General features: G+C 70.5%; 16 protein-coding genes. 15 read left to right on the forward strand and 1 reads right to left on the reverse strand.

Going from position 1 to position 17,881, the window contains the following annotated elements; genetic code table 11:
* Positions 1-218: 218 nt before the first annotated feature.
* The 4 genes from ACT54X_RS04960 to ACT54X_RS04975 all read left to right on the forward strand — a co-directional run bounded on the left by ACT54X_RS04960 (position 219) and on the right by ACT54X_RS04975 (position 5,255).
* Entirely contained in the window at positions 219-1,769 is a 1,551-nt protein-coding gene (locus ACT54X_RS04960) for a DUF1800 domain-containing protein (RefSeq protein WP_294374753.1), read from the forward strand.
* A 101-nt stretch (positions 1,770-1,870) separates the two neighbouring features.
* Positions 1,871-3,106 carry a DUF1501 domain-containing protein gene (locus ACT54X_RS04965; RefSeq protein WP_476345375.1) on the forward strand — a complete coding sequence of 412 codons (1,236 nt, stop codon included), beginning with the start codon at positions 1,871-1,873 and terminating at the stop codon, positions 3,104-3,106.
* Between the two features lie 48 nt (positions 3,107-3,154).
* Positions 3,155-4,207 carry an NAD(P)H-dependent flavin oxidoreductase gene (locus ACT54X_RS04970; protein ID WP_294374760.1) on the forward strand — a complete coding sequence of 351 codons (1,053 nt, stop codon included), beginning with the start codon at positions 3,155-3,157 and terminating at the stop codon, positions 4,205-4,207.
* Between the two features lie 148 nt (positions 4,208-4,355).
* Positions 4,356-5,255 carry a DUF3014 domain-containing protein gene (locus ACT54X_RS04975; RefSeq protein WP_476345377.1) on the forward strand — a complete coding sequence of 300 codons (900 nt, stop codon included), beginning with the start codon at positions 4,356-4,358 and terminating at the stop codon, positions 5,253-5,255.
* Positions 5,256-5,390: 135 nt separating this feature from the next.
* Here ACT54X_RS04975 and ACT54X_RS04980 read toward each other — a convergent pair whose 3' ends face one another.
* Positions 5,391-6,203 carry an outer membrane protein assembly factor BamD gene (locus ACT54X_RS04980; protein ID WP_017760851.1) on the reverse strand — a complete coding sequence of 271 codons (813 nt, stop codon included), beginning with the start codon at positions 6,201-6,203 and terminating at the stop codon, positions 5,391-5,393.
* A gap of 48 nt (positions 6,204-6,251) precedes the next feature.
* On the opposite strand from ACT54X_RS04980, the gene ACT54X_RS04985 reads away from it, so the two are divergent.
* From ACT54X_RS04985 to bamB, 11 genes are all read left to right on the forward strand, one after another.
* A complete protein-coding gene (locus ACT54X_RS04985; RefSeq protein WP_476345379.1) occupies positions 6,252-7,241 on the forward strand; it encodes an RluA family pseudouridine synthase in 990 nt (329 codons plus the stop codon).
* A gap of 165 nt (positions 7,242-7,406) precedes the next feature.
* The gene (gene scpB, locus ACT54X_RS04990) at positions 7,407-8,153 is read left to right on the forward strand and encodes an SMC-Scp complex subunit ScpB (protein ID WP_476345381.1); all 747 of its coding nucleotides are present in this window, start codon (positions 7,407-7,409) and stop codon (positions 8,151-8,153) included.
* A complete protein-coding gene (locus tag ACT54X_RS04995) occupies positions 8,146-9,699 on the forward strand; it encodes a pseudouridine synthase (protein ID WP_476345383.1) in 1,554 nt (517 codons plus the stop codon). Before scpB ends, ACT54X_RS04995 begins: the two co-directional genes overlap by 8 nt.
* A 240-nt stretch (positions 9,700-9,939) precedes the next feature.
* Entirely contained in the window at positions 9,940-10,365 is a 426-nt protein-coding gene (gene ndk / locus ACT54X_RS05000; protein ID WP_017759345.1) for a nucleoside-diphosphate kinase, read from the forward strand.
* A 25-nt stretch (positions 10,366-10,390) separates the two neighbouring features.
* On the forward strand, positions 10,391-11,548 hold the full coding sequence (gene rlmN, locus ACT54X_RS05005; RefSeq protein ID WP_294374773.1) for a dual-specificity RNA methyltransferase RlmN: 1,158 nt from the start codon (positions 10,391-10,393) through the stop codon (positions 11,546-11,548).
* Complete coding sequence (gene pilW / locus ACT54X_RS05010; RefSeq protein ID WP_294374775.1) at positions 11,545-12,396, forward strand: type IV pilus biogenesis/stability protein PilW; 852 nt, start codon at positions 11,545-11,547, stop codon at positions 12,394-12,396. The genes rlmN and pilW overlap by 4 nt, the downstream gene beginning before the upstream one ends.
* Positions 12,371-13,315 (forward strand): helix-turn-helix domain-containing protein, encoded by a 945-nt coding sequence (locus tag ACT54X_RS05015; protein ID WP_294374776.1) that lies wholly within the window; start codon positions 12,371-12,373, stop codon positions 13,313-13,315. Before pilW ends, ACT54X_RS05015 begins: the two co-directional genes overlap by 26 nt.
* Before the next feature lie 61 nt (positions 13,316-13,376).
* Entirely contained in the window at positions 13,377-14,672 is a 1,296-nt protein-coding gene (ispG, locus tag ACT54X_RS05020) for a flavodoxin-dependent (E)-4-hydroxy-3-methylbut-2-enyl-diphosphate synthase (RefSeq protein WP_294374779.1), read from the forward strand.
* A 17-nt stretch (positions 14,673-14,689) separates the two neighbouring features.
* Entirely contained in the window at positions 14,690-15,988 is a 1,299-nt protein-coding gene (gene hisS / locus ACT54X_RS05025; RefSeq protein WP_294374781.1) for a histidine--tRNA ligase, read from the forward strand.
* Positions 15,989-15,996: 8 nt separating this feature from the next.
* Positions 15,997-16,665, forward strand: coding sequence for a YfgM family protein (locus ACT54X_RS05030; RefSeq protein ID WP_294374783.1), 669 nt, complete (start codon positions 15,997-15,999; stop codon positions 16,663-16,665).
* A gap of 14 nt (positions 16,666-16,679) precedes the next feature.
* Entirely contained in the window at positions 16,680-17,828 is a 1,149-nt protein-coding gene (gene bamB, locus ACT54X_RS05035) for an outer membrane protein assembly factor BamB (protein ID WP_294374786.1), read from the forward strand.
* Positions 17,829-17,881: the final 53 nt, after the last annotated feature.

Below are 17,881 nucleotides of genomic sequence, written 5' to 3' on the forward strand. Positions count from 1 at the left end.
CGGGTCGGGCCGCGGTGCGCCGGGGCCCCCGGCCGGTGTAGGACATGGGGCGCGCGCCACCGCTCGCCGTGCCGGGCCTGCCTGTGTGTGAGGAGTGCCGGCCGGTCAGGTTCGCCTGTTCCCAGATCTTTACATTTGTTGCGGTGGCGGCGCGTCAACGCCAGCGGCATCGCGCGGGTTGATCCGGCATCGTGCAGGCCACCTCGTCAGGAGATCCCATGCAGCGCTTTTCCCGTCTTCGTGCCTGTGGCGCGGCGCTGTGTGCGGCCGTGCTGCTGTGGGGCTGCGCGTCGCCCGGCCGCTCCCTGCCGGTGCCGTCTGCGCCTGTCGCCCAACTGGCCTGGATCGATCGCCTGAGCTGGGGCGTCAGCAGCGACACCGTGGCCCGGGTCGACCGCCTGGGCCTGGCCCGCTGGATCGATGACCAGCTGCGTCCGGATGTCGCAGGTGCGCCGCTGCCGCCCGCGGCCCAGCAGAAGATCGACGCCATGAGCATCAGCGCCGAGCCGGGCGGTGCCCTGGCGCTGAGGCTGGACGCCCAGCGCCGCGCCGCCGACGCGCTGCCGGAGGAGGGCGAGCGCCTCGCGGCGCGCCAGGCGTGGCAGCAGGCCCTGGGCCAGGCGGGACGCGAGACGCAGCAGCGCTTCCTGCTGCGCGCCCTCTACAGCCCCGACCAGCTGCGCGAGGTGATGAGCTGGTTCTGGGCCAACCACTTCTATGTCAGCGTGCAGAAGACGCGGGCGCTGCTCGCCGACTACGAGGACAGCGCCATCCGGCCGCATGCGCTGGGTCGCTTCCGCGACCTGCTCGGTGCGGTCGAGCTGCACCCGGCCATGCTGGTGTACCTGGACAACCCGCAGAACGCCGCCGGCCGCATCAACGAGAACCTGGCGCGCGAGATGATGGAGCTGCACACGCTGGGCGTGGATGGCGGCTACACCCAGGGCGATGTACAGGAGATGGCGCGCGTGCTCACTGGGCTGGGCACCAACCTGCAGCCGCTGGACGCGCCGCCGCCGCGCCTGCCGCCGGCGCTGGCCGGGCAGTGGGTGCGCCGCGGCGTCTTCGAGTTCAACCCCGCCCGCCATGACCGCAACCCCAAGACGCTGCTGGGCGCGCCGCTTCACGCCAGCGGCCTGGCGGAGGTCGACGAGGCGCTGGACCGGCTGGCCCGCGCGCCTGCCACCGCCCGGCACATCTCCCGCAAGCTGGCCACCTACTTCGTCGCGGACGATCCGCCGCCCGCCCTGGTCGAGCGCATGACCCGGACCTTCGAGCGCACCGATGGCGACATCGCCGCCGTCATGCGCACCATGCTGGGCTCACCCGAATTCACGGCTTCGCTGGGCCGCAAGTTCCGCGATCCGCTGCAGTACGCCATCGGCAGCGTGCGGCTGGCCTACGGTGATCGGGTGGCCAGCGACATCGGGCCGCTCATGGGCTGGGTCAATCGCCTGGGCGAGGCGCCCCACGCGCACGACACGCCCGATGGCTATCCCCTCCGGCAGCAGGATTGGGCCAGCGCCGGCCAGATGAATGCGCGCTTCGACGTTGCCCGTTCGCTGGGCAGCAATGGCGCGGTGCTGTTCCGCGCCGAGCCGCGCGCGCCGCTGGAGAAGCCGCCCTATCCCGCCATGGCGCAGGCCGAGGCCGTGCGCCGCATCGAACCCACGCTGGGTGCCACCACCCGGCAGGCGCTGGCGAAGGCGGCGTCCGCGCAGGACTGGAACACCTACCTGCTCGCGTCGCCGGAACGGATGTACCGATGAACTGCCCGGCACCGCAAGCCGGGCCGCGTCTGGCCGCCGCCCGGACGCCCTGCGGGGCGAGAGTACCGCGGCCTGTCCCAGCCTGAAGAAGGAGTCCTTCAATGCCCATCTCCGCACCCTCATCGCCGTCCCGCCGACGCCTGCTGCAGGCGGGGGCCGCGCTCTCCCTGGCAGCACCCGTCGGCCGTCTGCTCGCCGCACCCGCTGCTGAAGGCACTCGCCTGCTGGTGGTGTTCCTGCGCGGGGCCTACGACTGCTGCAACTTCCTCGTGCCCACGGGCAGCGACTTCTACTACCAGAGCCGGCCGTCCATCGCCGTGCCCCGGCCGGGGCAGGCGGGCGGCGCCCTGGCGCTCGATGCGGACTGGGGCCTGCACCCGGCCCTGGCGGGCAGCCTGATGCCGTTGTTCCAGCGTGGCCAGGCCGCCTTCATCCCCTTTGCCGGCACCGACGACCTGACGCGCAGCCATTTCGAGACGCAGGACGGCATCGAGCTGGGCCAGGCCCTGACGGGGCGGCGCGACTACGGCTCCGGCTTTCTCAACCGGCTGGCGCAGGTGCTGGGCGGCGGACCGCTCCAGGAGGTCACGCCCATCGCCTTCACCGACCAGTTGCCGCTTTCGCTGCGCGGCACGGTGCGCGTGGGCAACATCGGCATGGGCAACCCGGGCGGGCAGGGCCTGGGTGCGCGGCAGGTCGAGGACATCGCCGGCATGTATGCGAAAAGCCCGCTGCAGAGTGCGGTCTCCGAGGGCTTCGCGCTGCAGGCCGAGTTGCGCCGCAGCATCCAGGCCGAGATGGACCAGGCCAGCCGCAATGCCATCAGCGCCAAGGGTTTCGAGCTGGTCGCGCGCCGCATGGCGCGTCTGATGCGCGAGCGCTTCGACCTGGGCTTCGTGGATGTGGGCGGCTGGGACACGCACGTCAACCAGGGCGGCAGCACGGGCTACCTGGCCAACCGGCTGGAGGAACTGGGCCGGGGCGTGAATGGCTTTGCCGAGGAACTCGGCGAGGACGCCTGGCGCGAGACCGTGGTGGTGGTCATCAGCCAATTCGGCCGCACCTTCCGCGAGAACGGCAACAAGGGCACGGACCATGGCCACGGCACGGTCTACTGGGTGCTCGGTGGCGGACTGGCGGCTTCGGCGGGTGGGCACATCGTCGGCACGCAGCAGGCGCTGACGGCGCAGACGCTGTTCCAGAACCGCGACTGGCCGGTGCTCAACGAATACCGCGCGGTGCTCGGCGGGCTGTTCCAGCGCATGTACGGGCTGTCGCCCCAGCAGGTGGCGCGGGTCTTTCCGGGCGTGGCGGCGCGCGACTTGAAGCTGGTCTGAGGCACCTTGCGCACAATCGGCGGTTCCGCATCCCCAGGACACCGACGCATGCGCCTCGACCTCGCCGCCCTGCTGGGCACCGCGCTTCCCATCATCCAGGCCCCCATGGCGGGCGTGCAGGGCAGTGCCCTGGCCATCGCGGTGTCGCAGGCCGGCGGGCTGGGCTCGCTGCCCTGTGCCATGCTGGCGCCCGACGCGATCGCGGGCGAGGTGGCCGCCATCCGCGCCGCGACCGACCGGCCCTTCAACCTCAACTTCTTCTGCCACGTGCCGCCCGAGCCGGACGCCGCCCACGAGGCGTGCTGGCGCGAGCGGCTGGCCCCGTACTACGCGGAGTACGGCATCGACCCGGCCGGCATCGGTGCGGGTGCCGGCCGCCAGCCCTTCAGCGCCGCGCTGTGCGACCTGGTGGAGCCGCTGCGTCCGCCGGTGATGAGCTTCCATTTCGGCCTGCCGTCGCCAGAGTTGCTGGCCCGCGTCAAGGGCTGGGGCGCCCGTGTGCTGGCCAGCGCCACGACCGTGGAGGAAGGCCTGCGGCTGCAGGCCCAGGGCGCCGATGCCGTGATCGCGCAGGGGCTGGAGGCCGGCGGCCACCGCGGCCACTTCCTGTCGGACGACCTGAGCCGGCAGAGCGGCCTGTTCGCGCTGCTGCCGCAGCTGGTGACCGCGCTGGAGGTGCCGGTGATCGCCGCCGGCGGCATCGCCGATGCAGCCGGCGTGTCGGCGGCCATGGCGCTGGGTGCCGCGGGCGTGCAGGTGGGCACGGCCTATCTGCTGTGCCCGGAGGCCACGACCAGTGCCTTGCACCGGGCGGCGCTGCAGTCCGAGGCGGCGCGGCACACGGCGCTCACGCGGCTGTTCACCGGCCGGCCGGCCCGCGGCATCGTCAACCGGGTCATGCGCGAACTTGGGCCGATGAGTCCGGATGCGCCTGCCTTCCCGCTAGCCACGGCGGCCATCGCACCCCTGCGCGCAAAGGCCGAGGCGGCAGGCCGTGGCGACTTCACGCCCCTGTGGTCCGGGCAGAACGCCGCGGGCTGCCGTCCGGTGCCGGCCGGCGAGCTCACGCGCACCCTCGCCGAAGGCCTGGGCGTCCGCTGATCGCGGGGAACCTCGTGCCCCGGCGCGATTCGCACCGCCAGCGCGCCATCAGCGACCTGCCCTGTCACAACGGCTTACCGCGCCGTCTCCGGCCCGGGCAGGGCGCCGCCCACAATGGGCCTGTCGCCGAAGTCCAGGAGAGACCCGCATGTCCGAGCCCGATTTCCGTCCCCGTGCCGACCGTCCTGTCGGCCTGATCATCGCCCTCGTCATCGCGCTGGCCGCCGCCGGCTGGTTCGGCTGGCAGTGGTGGCAGCAACGGCAGATGCCACCGCCGCCCACGGCGCCCGTGGCCAGCCCGCCCACGCCGCCCGATGCGCCGCCACCGCTGGCCGCCACGCCGCCTGCGCCCACGACGCCGCAGAACCAGGTGGTGGCCATCGCCGAGCCCGACAAGAACCTGCCGGCGCTGGGCGAGTCCGATGCCCGCATGCGGTCGGCGCTGGTCGAATTGCTGGGCAGCAAGGCCGTGGGCCAGTTCCTGCAGATGGACGACTTCGTCCGCCGTGGCGTCGCCACCATCGACAACCTCCCGCGCGAACATGCCCCGGTGCAGCGCTGGCCCGTGCGGCCCACCGACGGCCGCTTCCAGCTCCAGGGACAGGGCGAGCTGCGCACCGTCGCCCCCCACAACGCCGCGCGCTACACGCCCTTCGTGCTGCTGGCCGAAAGCCTGGACGCGGCGCGGGTCGCGGGCGTGTATGCGCGGCTCTATCCGCTCTTCCAGCAGGCGTACGAGGAACTGGGCTATCCCGGCCGCTACTTCAACGACAGGTTGGTCGCGGTGATCGACCATCTGCTGGCCGCGCCCGAACCCGCCGGGCCCTTGCAGATCCGCGTGGTGGAGGTCAAGGGCGACACGCCCGGCGACCGGCCCTGGGTGCGCTACGAATACGCCGACGAGCGCCTGCAGTCGCTGTCGGCGGGCCAGAAGCTCATGGTGCGGGTGGGGCTGGTCAACGAGCGGCGGCTGAAGGCCAAGCTGCGCGAACTGCGGACGCAGGTGGCGACGGCGGTGCCGGCTTCGGCCGGCGCGAAGAAGCCCTGAGGATGCAGCGCCGCGGCTTCCGAGCCATGAGGGCCTGGGCATCCTGACCTGCCCCGCAGCGCGGAACTGGCGCCCCAAAGAAGAAGGCCGCACATGGCGGCCTTCGACGCAGGGCGATGCAGGCTCAGGTGCCGCTCACCACAGCTTCCACCACGGATCGTCCTTGGTCTTGAAGCCCTGGGCCAGATAGCGGCTCTGCGGGTAGTTGGTGGTGAGCACGCGCTTGGTGTCGTCGCGCAGGTCGTTCATGCCCAGGGCGTCGTACGACAGCACCATGATGTAGAGCGCCTCTTCGAGCGCCGGCACCTCGCGGTAGTCGGCCAGGGCGATCTGGGCGCGGTTGATCGCGGCCAGGTAGGCGCCGCGCTTGTAGTAGTAGCGGGCCACGTGAACCTCGTACTGTGCGAGCGAGTTCACGATGTAGTTCATGCGCTGGCGCGCATCGTTGGCATAGCGCGAATCGGGGAAGCGCGTGACGAGTTCGCGGAAGGATTCGAAGGATTCCTTGGCGGCCTTCTGGTCGCGCTCGGACAGGTCCTGCCGCGTCAGCCAGGCGAACATGCCCAGGTCGTCGTTGAAGTTGATCGTGCCCTTGAGGTAGAGGGCGTAGTCGATGGCGGGGCTGGCCGGATGCAGCTTCATGAACCGGTCCAGCGTGGCGAGGGCCTGGGCCTTGTCGCCGGCGCGGTACTGGGCGTAGGCCTTGTCGATCTGGGCCTGCTGGGCCAGCGGCGTGCCTGCAGCCCGGCCTTCCAGCTTCTCGAACAGCGGCACTGCCTTGTCGTAGGCGCCGCCATCGGCTTCGTCCTTCGCCTCGGAGTAGATCTTGTTCGGGCTCCAGTTGGCCGTCGGATCGGTCTTGGTGGAGGAGCAGCCCGCCAGCAGGAACCCGGCGGCGCAGAGGGCGAGCCACGAGGGGACCGCCGATAATCGGGTGCGAAACGTCACAGGCAAGCTTTCGTGAGTCAAACCCCCGGGATTATATCGACCCCCCCCTTGGCCCAGCCCGGGCCCGATGCCGAGGCCGACGAACCCTCGGACCACCTCGACGAGAGCGAGCGACGGGCCTTTTCCATTCCCAAGGCCCTGCATGGCCAGCGCCTGGACCGGGCCCTGGCGCAACTGATCCCCGAGTTCTCCCGCAGCTACCTGCAGCAACTGGTGGAGGAGGGCGCGGTCCAACTGCAGGGCCGCGCGATCCGCAAGTCGGCGACGGCGGTCCAGGCCGGCCAGGCTGGCGAGATCGAATTGCGCCCCACGCCGCAAAGCCAGGCCTTCCGGCCCGAGGCCATGCCGCTGCAGGTGGTGCACGAGGATGAGCACCTCGTCGTCATCGACAAGCCCGCGGGCCTGGTGGTCCACCCGGCGCCCGGGCACTGGAGCGGCACCCTGCTCAATGGCCTGCTGGCGCGCGACGCCAGGGCGGCCACCCTGCCGCGGGCCGGCATCGTGCACCGGCTGGACCGCGACACCAGCGGCCTGATGGTGGTGGCCCGCACACGCCAGACCATGGACGCGCTCGTACGCATGATCGCGGCGCGGGAGGTTTCCCGGCAGTACCTGGCCATGGGCCATCGCGCGTGGTCCGGTCCCGCCAGCCGTTCGGTGGAAGGTGCCATCGGCCGCGACCCGCGCAACCGCCTGCGCATGGCCGTGGTCGACCTGGGGCAGCATCCCGGCAAGCCGGCCCGCACTCGCTTCGAGTTCCTCGACGGCCACGACCGCGGTTGCCTGGTGCGCTGCACGCTGGACACCGGCCGCACGCACCAGATCCGCGTGCACATGGCCTCCATCGGCCATCCGCTGGTGGGCGACGAGACCTACGGCGGCGCACCGGCGGCCGGCCTGCACCGTCAGGCGCTGCATGCCTTCCGGCTGGCCTTCGCGCACCCGATGACCGGCCAGGCGCTGGACCTGCGCTCGGCCCTGCCGTCCGACATTGCCGACGCCGCCCGGGCCTGGGGGCTCGACTACAATCGCGGCTGAGCGCCTCGCGGCGCGACCTCCGGCGGCCATCTTCTCGACTGGCCGTTCGCGCCTTCAGGACGGCGGCCCGTCCTGGCGCACAGCCGCAGACGTCGGCGCCTTCTTCTCTCTCGGCTCTTCTGTCCCGGCGCGCTCCGCGCGCTCCTTGCCTGAAACCTCGCCACCATGAATACGGCGGATGCCAAGCGCATTCTCGAAACCGCCCTGATGTGTTCGTCGCAGCCGCTGACGCTGCGCGACATGCGTGTGCTCTTCGATGAAGAGGTGGGCACCGACACGCTCAAGTCGCTGCTCGCCCAGATGCAGGACGAGTGGGCGCAGCGGGGCATGGAGCTGGTGGGCGTTGCCAGCGGCTGGCGCTTCCAGAGCCGGCCCGAGATGCGCGACTTCCTCGACCGCCTCCATCCCGAGAAGCCGCCGCGCTACACCCGCGCTGCGCTCGAGACGCTGGCCATCATTGCCTATCGCCAGCCGGTCACCCGCGGCGACATGGAGGACATCCGCGGCGTCACGATCAACTCGCTGATCCTCAAGCAGCTTGAGGACCGCGGCTGGGTCGAGGTGATCGGTCACCGCGAGACCGTGGGCCGTCCGGCCCTCTACGCCACCACGCGGCAGTTCCTGGACGACCTGGGCCTGGCCTCGCTTGACCAACTGCCGGCCATCGAGGCGCCGCACCAGCCCGGCGACATGGCCCAGGCCCTGGCGGGCCGCGGCTTGCCGCCGGAAGCCGGGCAGCCCGCCTTGCCGATGGAGACGGTGCCGGTGCCCGAGCCGCAGGCGCCTTCCGCCGAGGCCGGCGCCACGGGGTCGGCCATCACGCCCGACGCCGAGCCGACAGCGCCCGCTCCCCCGCCGCCCGCTGCGGCATCCCCCGACACGAACACTTTCCCGGAAGCCCCTCATGACTGAATCCGATCCCGAACAGGGCCTGCCCGCCGGCGCTCCCGTTGCTGCCGATGCCGAGTCGGTGGCGGTGCCGCAGCCGGCCGGCGGCGAGGAGGGCGTCAGCACGCCCGCTCGCACGCGCCGTCCGCGTGGGAAGCGCGAGCTTGCCGCCGAACCCTCCGAGACCCAGACCACGGCCCCGATGACCGCCGAGCGGGAGCCAGGCACGGCGGACGCGGCAGAGCCGGTGCCGGCCACCGTGGCCGGGCCCGCAGATGCGGCCGAGCGCGAAGGCGAGGGCGCTGGGGACGACCCCGTCGATGACGACGAGGCGGACGAGGTGGACGATTCCTCCGAGGGTGCCCGCGAGCGTGCGCCGGCGGCGCAGCCGATCCAGTTCGCGGATGTGATCTCCGGCGACTTCGACGCGCAGGAAGAAGAAGAGGCGGCCGGCGCCGTCGCCAAGCGGGTGCTGCTGCCCCAGGCGGACGCTCCCAAGCTGCACAAGGTGCTGGCCCAGGCCGGCCTCGGCTCGCGGCTGGAGATGGAGCGGCTGATCCTGGAGGGCCGCATCTCGGTCAACAACGAGCCGGCCCACATCGGCCAGCGCATCCAGTACGGCGACCAGGTCAAGGTCAACGGCAAGCCGATCCGCTACCGCATTGCGCCGCCGCCCGCCCGTGTCATCGCCTACCACAAGCCGGTGGGCGAGGTCGTCACGCACGACGATCCGCAGAACCGGCCGACGGTGTTTCGCAAGCTGCCGCGGCTGCACCAGGGCAAGTGGCAGTCCGTGGGACGGCTGGACCTGAACACCGAAGGCCTGCTGCTGTTCACCAGTTCGGGCGAGCTGGCCAACCGCCTGATGCATCCGCGTTTCGGCCTGGAGCGCGAATATGCGGTCCGCGTGCTGGGCGCGCTGTCGAACGAAGAGAAGCAGAAGCTGCTCGACGGTGTTCGCCTGGACGATGGTGTCGCCCAGTTCGGCACCATCGAGGACGGCGGGGGCGAAGGCTCCAACTGCTGGTACCGCGTCACGATCTCCGAGGGCCGCAACCGCGAAGTGCGCCGGCTGTTCGAGGCTGTCGGCCATGCCGTGAGCCGGCTGATCCGCATCCGCTACGGTGCGATGGTGCTGCCGCGCGGCCTCAAGCGCGGCGCCTGGATGGAGCTTGACGAGCAGGACATCCGTGCGCTCACGCGTGCCGCCGGCGCCGAGATGCCGCGGCCTCAGGCCGACGATCGGCGGGGCGGAGGACCGGGACGCAATGGCGGCGGCAAGCGCAATGGCGTCAGCCGCAACGGTGGCCCGCGCGGTCCGGCTCCGTCGTCCTTCGGCAAGGAAGGCAACGGGCCCGGCAAGGGCAACAAGGGCGGGCAGGGCGGCGGCCGCAAGGACGGCGGTGGCAAGAATACCGGTGGCAGCCAGCCCGATCCGATGAAGACCTCGCTCGGCTACATCGGCGCCGACAGCTTCACCCGCCAGCGCAAGGATGCGCGGCGCGGCAATGGCGGGCCGGGCGGTGGTGGCGGCGGCGGCGGAGGCTTTGGCCGCAAGCGGGGCCGCTGACGCATCGCGGGCCGGCGCAGGCGCCTTCCAGGTGCCGCGCCGGCCTCTTTTCACAAGGCTGTCGCCCGGCTTTGTTGAAGTAATACCTTCGAACACTGCGTGGCAACCCTGACGCGCGGATAAAATCGAGAGCTTTGCCGAGAGGCGCCCATCGTGGCCGGGAGTGTGGTCTCCCGTCCGCACTGCGCGGGAACCTCTGGCAAACGTGTTTCCTCCATTCAACCTCAGAGAAAAAAGCCCATGGCCATCGAACGCACCCTGTCCATCATCAAGCCTGACGCCGTCGCCAAGAACGTGATCGGCAAGATCGTCTCCCGTTTCGAGGCCGCCGGCCTGAAGATCGCTGCCGCCAAGCTGGTGCACCTCTCGCGCGCCGAAGCCGAGCAGTTCTACGGCGTGCACAAGGAGCGTCCTTTCTTCAAGGACCTGGTCGACTTCATGATCTCCGGCCCCGTGTTCGTGCAGGTCCTCGAAGGCGAAGACGCCATCGCCAAGAACCGCGACCTGATGGGCGCCACCGACCCCAAGAAGGCCGCTGCCGGCACCATCCGCGCCGACTTCGCCGAGAGCATTGACGCCAACGCCGTGCACGGCTCCGACGCCCCCGAGACGGCGGCCAACGAAGTCGCCTTCTTCTTCCCCTCGATGAACGTCTACAGCCGCTGAGGCTGAACCAGCCCGAGCCCGCGCCATGACTGCCACCAACCTGCTCGATCTCGATCTGGAAGGGCTGGCCGCGTTCTGCGAGGGCCTGGGCGAAAAGCGTTTTCGCGCCACGCAACTGTTCCGCTGGATCCACCAGCGTGGCGCCAGCGATTTCGAGCAGATGAGCGATCTGGCGAAGTCGCTGCGCGGCAAGCTGGCCGGCTGCGCCACCGTCACCGGCCTACCGGTGCTGACGCAGCAGGAGTCGGCCGACGGCACCATCAAATGGCTGTTCGACGTCGGCAACGGCGATGCGGTCGAAGCCGTGTTCATTCCTGAAGACGACCGCGGCACGCTGTGCGTGTCCTCGCAGGCGGGTTGCGCCGTGGGCTGCCGCTTCTGCTCCACAGGGCACCAGGGTTTCAGCCGCAACCTGAGCACCGGCGAGATCGTCGCGCAGCTCTGGTTTGCCGAACATTTCCTGCGCCGCCATCTGGGGCGCGACGAGCGCGTCATCTCCAACGTGGTGATGATGGGCATGGGCGAGCCGCTGCAGAACTACGGCGCGCTGGTGCCGGCGCTTCGGACCATGCTGGACGACAACGCCTACGGCCTCTCGCGCCGGCGCGTGACGGTGTCCACCTCGGGCGTCGTGCCGATGATGGATCGCCTCGGTGCCGACTGCCCCGTGGCCCTGGCGGTGTCGCTGCATGCACCCAACGATGCCTTGCGCGACGACCTGGTGCCGCTGAACCGCAAGTACCCGCTGGCCGAGCTCATGAGCGCCTGCAAGCGCTACCTGGAGCCCGCCCCGCGCGACTTCATCACCTTCGAATACTGCATGCTGGATGGCGTCAACGACCAGCCCGAGCATGCCCGTCAGCTGATTGAGCTGGTGCGCACGAGTGGCGTCTCCTGCAAGTTCAACCTGATCCCCTTCAATCCCTTCCCGGCTTCCGGCCTGCTGCGTTCGCCCGCGCCGCGCGTGCAGGCCTTTGCGCGCCTGCTGGCCGACGCGGGCATTGTCACCACGGTGCGCAAGACGCGGGGTGACGACATCGACGCCGCCTGCGGTCAGTTGGCCGGTGACGTCAAGGATCGCACGCGGGCCGCCGAGCGTATGGCCGAGCGGCGCGTCGTGATGATGCGCAAGGCCGAGTCTCCGCCGCCGGATCGCCAGCCTGTTGGAGAAGCCGCACGATGAGCCTGCGCTGGCCGCGCTTCCATTCCGCCCAGGGGCGTCTTCTGGCGCTCGTTCCGGTGCTCTGCATGGCGGCACTGGTTTCGGCGTGCAAGAGCACGGCGCCGGCGGTGGTGACGCCGCCGCCGCCGGCGGGCAATGCGCCGCTGCAGGTGGAGCCGGTCGATCCGGCCGTGCAGGCCAAGCGCAGGGCGCAACTGCGCCTGCAACTGGCGCTGGGCTACTTCGAGCAGGGCCAGAACCAGGTCGCGCTCGAGGAGATCGGCAATGCCCTGGCGGCCGATCCGTCGCTGGGGGCGGCGTACAACCTGCGCGGTCTGGTCTACATGCGCCTGGACGATCCGGCGCAGGCCGAGGACAGCTTCCGCCGGGCGGTGGCGCTCAATCCGCGGGACGGCGACGCGCTGCACAACTACGGCTGGCTGATGTGCCAGCAGAAGCGCTATGCCGATGCCGTCCAGCGTTTTGGCGCTGCCCTGGCCGTGCCGGGCTACCGCGATGCGGCACGCACCTGGATGACCCAGGGCGTGTGCCAGATGCAGGCCGGCGACAGCGCAGGGGCGCAGCGCTCGCTGATGCAGGCCTACGAGCTCGACAGTGCCAACCCGGTGGTCGGCTACAACCTGGCGCTGTTGCTCTACCAGCGCCGCGACGACGTGCGCGCCCAGTTCTACATCCGGCGCGTGAACAACGGCCCGTCCGCGAATGCAGAGTCGCTCTGGCTCGGCATGCGCATCGAGCGCCGGCTCGGCAATGCGGAGGCGGTCTCCCAACTGGGAATTCAGCTGCGTCGCCGCTTCCCGGACGCGCGCGAGACGCTGGCCTATGAGCGTGGAAATTTCAATGACTGATCAGGCGAGCGACGCGGCCGTCCAGGGCGGCGCCCCGGCATCCAACCCTGCCCAGCCGACTGCAGGGCAATTGCTGCGGGAGGCGCGCGAGATGCACGGCCTCCATCTCGAGGTTGTCGCCGCGGCGCTGAAGGTGCCCGTCCAGAAGCTCGCCGCGCTGGAGGCCGACGATCTGGCGCTCCTGCCCGATCCCGTGTTCGCGCGCGCGCTGGCGGCCAGTGTCTGCCGCGCCTTGCGCGTCGATCCTGCACCGGTGCTGGCGCGGCTGCCGGGTGCGCCCCGGGCCTCCCTGGCCGAATCCGACCGTGCGGTCGGCGGCGCCATCAAATCCACTTCGCATCGCAACGCGGGACTCGGGCGGACGACGCAGGGCCTGTCGCGCCCATTGATCGCTGTGGTGGCGCTGCTGCTGGGTGCGGCGGCCTTGCTGTTCTGGGTGCCGCAGAGCGCCATCGACAAGGTGACGGCAGCCCTGGCTCCGCAGGGCGGGCGCTCGCCATCCGCGCAGGGCGAATCCACGACCACGGCCGACGCACCGACCAGCGGGACGCCTGAGGCTGCGGCCATCGGTCAAGCCACGCCGGCGGCGCCTGTGCCAGCGACCGCGGCGTCGCAGCCTGCGGTCGCCGAAGCGCCGGCCGCCGCTCCAGCGGCCGCGCCTGCGTCGTCGGAGGCGATCCAGATCACGGCCAAGGGCGAGGCCTGGGTGTCGGTGTCCGAGGCGGGCGGCCGGTTGCTGCAGCAGCGCACGCTGGCCAATGGCGAGACGCTGGCGCTCTCCGGCAAGCTGCCGCTGGCGGTGATCATCGGCCGCGCGTCCGCGGTGGACGTATTGGTGCACGGCAAGCCTTTCGACCTGACGCCCATCGCCCGGGGCGGCGGCGTCGCCCGCTTCGAAGTCAAGGCGGAGGCGCCGTGAACCGGCGCCTGCGCCGTTCGCGCGGCAGCCTCCGGGCTGTCTTCGCGCAGGAGTCCGCACGATGAGCTTCGACCGCATCCTCGACCCCGCCGCCTTGCCCATTGCGGCGGCCTCACCGGCAGGGCGCCGCTCGCGCCAGGCCCGCGTGGTCTGGGGCCCGCGCGTGGTCACGGTGGGCGGCGACGCGCCGGTGCGCGTGCAGTCCATGACCAACACCGACACGGTGGACGCCATCGGCACCGCCATCCAGGTCAAGGAGCTGGCGCAGGCCGGCTCCGAGATGGTCCGCATCACCGTCAACACGCCCGAGGCGGCGGCCCAGGTGCCCTACATCCGCGAGCAACTCGACCGTATGGGGGTGGACGTGCCGCTGGTGGGCGACTTCCACTACAACGGCCACCGGCTGCTGACCGACTTTCCGGCCTGTGCCGAGGCGCTGTCCAAGTACCGCATCAACCCCGGCAACGTCGGCAAGGGCGACAAGAAGGACCGCCAGTTCGGCCAGATGATCGAAGCCGCCATGCGCTGGAACAAGGTGGTGCGCATCGGCGTGAACTGGGGCAGCCTGGACCAGGAACTGCTGGCCGGCCTGATGGACGCCAACAGCCGCCGCGCCCAGCCCTGGGACGCCAAGGCCGTGATGTACGAGGCGCTGGTGAGCTCGGCCATCGACTCCGCCCGCCTGGCCGAATCGATGGGCATGAACGGCGACCAGATCATCCTCAGCTGCAAGGTGAGCGGTGTGCAGGACCTGATCTCCGTCTACCGCGAACTGGCCCGCCGCTGCGACTACGCGCTGCACCTGGGCCTGACCGAGGCCGGCATGGCGACCAAGGGCACGGTCGCCTCGGCCACCGCGCTGTCGATCCTGCTGCAGGAAGGCATCGGCGACACCATCCGCGTGAGCCTGACGCCCCAGCCCGGCGAGGCCCGCACGCAGGAGGTGGTGATTGCCGCCGAGATCCTGCAGGCTCTGGGCCTGCGTGTGTTCGTGCCCAGCGTCACGGCGTGCCCCGGCTGCGGCCGCACCACCAGCACCACCTTCCAGGAGCTGGCCAAGCAGATCGACGACTACCTGCGCATGCAGATGCCCGTCTGGCGCAATCGGTACCCGGGCGTGGAGGCGCTGAAGGTGGCCGTCATGGGCTGCATCGTCAACGGCCCGGGCGAGAGCAAACATGCGGACATCGGCATCAGCCTGCCCGGCACCGGGGAGGCGCCGGCCGCGCCCGTCTTCATCGACGGCGAGAAGGCGCTGACCCTGCGCGGCGAGAACATCGCCGCCGAATTCCACCAGATCGTCGAAAACTACATTGAGAAGCGCTTCGGCCAGGCCACGGCCACCGCAGGCGCCTGATCGACCCCCCGTCACCCATGGCTGAAAAGATCAGTGCCGTCAAAGGCATGAACGACATCCTGCCGCCGGAATCGGCGCGCTGGGAATGGCTCGAAGGCATCGTGCGCGAACAGATGGCGCGCCATGCCTACCGCAACATCCGCACCCCGATCCTGGAGCACACCGCGCTGTTCGTGCGCGGCATCGGCGAGGTGACCGACATCGTCGAGAAGGAGATGTACTCCTTCGAGGACCGCCTCAATGGCGAGCATCTGACGCTGCGCCCGGAGAACACCGCCAGCGTGGTGCGAGCGGTGACGGAGCATTCATTTCTCTATGACGGGCCCAAGCGGCTCTGGTACACCGGCCCCATGTTCCGCCACGAGCGGCCGCAGCGCGGACGCTACCGGCAGTTCCACCAGATCGGCGCCGAGGCACTGGGCTTTGCCGGCCCCGATGTCGATGCGGAACTCATCTTGCTGGCCGCTTCGCTATGGAAGGCGCTGGGCCTGACCGACGTGCGGCTGGAGATCAACAGCCTGGGCCAGCCGGCCGAGCGCGCCGCACACCGCGCCCAGCTCATTGCCCACTTCGAGCAGCATGCCGACAAGCTGGACGAGGACGGCAAGCGCCGCCTGCACAGCAATCCGCTGCGCATCCTCGATACCAAGAACCCGGCGATGAAGGACGTGGTCGAGGCGGCGCCGAAGCTGCTCGACTTCCTGGGCGAGGACTCGCTGGCGCACTTCGATGGCCTGCGCGCCATCCTCGATGCCAACGGCATTGCTTACACCATCAACCCGCGGCTGGTCCGCGGCCTGGACTACTACAACCTGTCGGTGTTCGAGTTCGTCACCGATCGTCTGGGTGCCCAGGGCACGGTGTGCGCCGGCGGCCGCTATGACGATCTCATCGCTCAGATTGGCGGGAAGCCCGCGCCGGCCGTGGGCTGGGCGATGGGCGTGGAGCGCGTGCTGGCGCTGCTGGAAGAGCAGGGCGCCGAATTCCCGACGCCGGCTGCAGACGTGTTCGCCGTGGTGCCCGACGCCGCGGCCATGCCGGTCGTGTTGCGCACCCTGACCCAGTTGCGGGCGCAGGGCGTGCAGGTGCAGATGCACGCGGCCGGGCCCGATGGCCAGGGCAGTTTCAAGTCGCAGTTCAAGCGGGCCGACGCCAGCGGCGCGCGGTTTGCGCTCATCTTCGGCGCCGATGAACTGGCCCGTGGCGAGGTCACCGTGAAATCCTTGCGCGACGGCACGGGCGCCCAGATCGCGCGTCCGCTCGACGACGTGGCCGCCTGGGCCCCCAGCCTACAATCCGCCGCTTCCCAAGACTGACCCTCCGTATGGCGACCCATCTCGATCTCGAAGAGCAGGAACAGCTCGACCGCCTCAAGCACTTCTGGAATCTCTACGGCAATCTGATCACCGGTGTCGTGATCCTGGCCGCGGTGGCAGTGCTGGGCTGGAACGGCTGGCAGTACTGGCAGCAGCGCCAGTCCACGCAAGCCGCCGCGCTTTACGACGAGCTCGATCGTGCGGCGCAGGCGGGCGATCCGGCCAAGGTCCAGCGGGCTTTCGACGACATGACCAGCCGCTTCGGCGGCACGGTCTATGCCCAGCAGGCGGGCCTGCTGGCCAGCAAGACGCTGGCCGACAAGGGCCAGGCCGATGCCAGCCGCGCGGCGCTGACCTGGGTGGCGGACAAGGGCAGCGATCCCGGCTATCGCGCTGTCGCGCGGCTGCGCCTGGCTGCGGCGCTGATGGAGACCAAGGCCTACGACGAGGCCCTCAAGCAGCTCGACGGCAGCTTCCCTGAGGAATTCAAGGGCCTGGTGGCCGACCGCCGTGGCGATGTGCTGCTGGCGCAGGGCAAGCGCAACGAGGCGCAGGCCGAATACAAGAAGGCATGGGCCGCCCTGGCCCAGGACGCGGCTTATCGCAGGCTGGTGGAGGTCAAGCTCAACGCCGTGGGCGTCGACCCGGCTTCGCTCTCGGCCAAGGCCACTTCCTGAAACGGATCCGATTCATGACCCTGTCGAAGCTTTCCACGTCCACTGTCTCCGCCCTGCGGGCCACCTGTGCCGGCCTCCTCGTGGCAGCGCTGGCCGCCTGCTCAGGCGCGCCCAAGCTGAAGCCGGAGGAGCTGCCGGCGAATCCGGCCACGCTCGGCGTGAGCCAGGCCTGGAGCGTCAAGATGCCGTCGGTGAGCTTTCCGCTGCGCGCGGCGGTCAGCGGCGACCGCGTGACCGTGGCAGCTTCGGACGGCACCGTGGTGGCCATCGACGCCCGTCAGGGCCGCGAGCTGTGGCGCACCCAGGTGGGCGCGCCGCTGTCGGCAGGCGTGGGCAGCGACGGCCAGCTCGCCGCGGTCGTGACCCGCAACAACGAACTCGTCGCGATCGAGGCTGGCAAGGTCATCTGGAAGGAGCGCCTTCCCGCCGAGACCTTCACGCCGCCGCTGGTGGCTGGCCGCCGGGTCTTCGTGCAGACGGCCGATCGCACCACGGCAGCCTTCGATGGCCAGAGCGGCCGTCGGCTCTGGCAGCAGAGCCGGGCTGGCGCCGATTCCCTGGTGCTGCGCAAGCCGGGCGTGCTGCTGCCTTTCGGTGACACGCTGGTCACCGGCATCGGGGCACGTCTGGTGGGCATGAACCCGGCCAATGGCAACTCGCGTTGGGAGGTGCCCGTCGCGTCCCCGCGTGGGACGAACGATGTGGAACGGCTGGTCGACCTGACCGGCACCGTCAGCCGTGTGGGCGACAGCATCTGTGCGCGGGCCTACTACGCGGCCGTCGGCTGTGTGGATGCCCAGCGTGGCGCGCTGACGTGGACCCAGCCGGCCGTCGGCTCTGAAGGCGTCTCCGGCGACGACACCCTGGTGTACGGCGTGGAAAGCAACGGCACCGTCCAGGCCTGGCGTCGTGCCGACGGCCAGCGCGCCTGGAGCATGGAGCGCCTGCGCCTGCGCAATCTGACGGCACCGCTGGCCGTGGGCCGCACCCTGGTCATCGGCGAGGACACGGGCACCGTGCACTTCCTCTCGCGCCAGGATGGCGCCGTGCTCAACCGCCTGGTGCCCGACGGTTCTGCCGTGGCTGCCGCGCCGACGGTCGCTGCCGACACGGTCGTGATCGTCACCCGCAACGGCGGCGTGTTCGGCTACCGGCCCGACTGATTCCTGCATGGCCGGCGCCTGCCGGCCGTTTTTTCAATGATCCGCTCTGAACG

This window comes from Pseudacidovorax sp. DMC4, assembly GCF_056314265.1.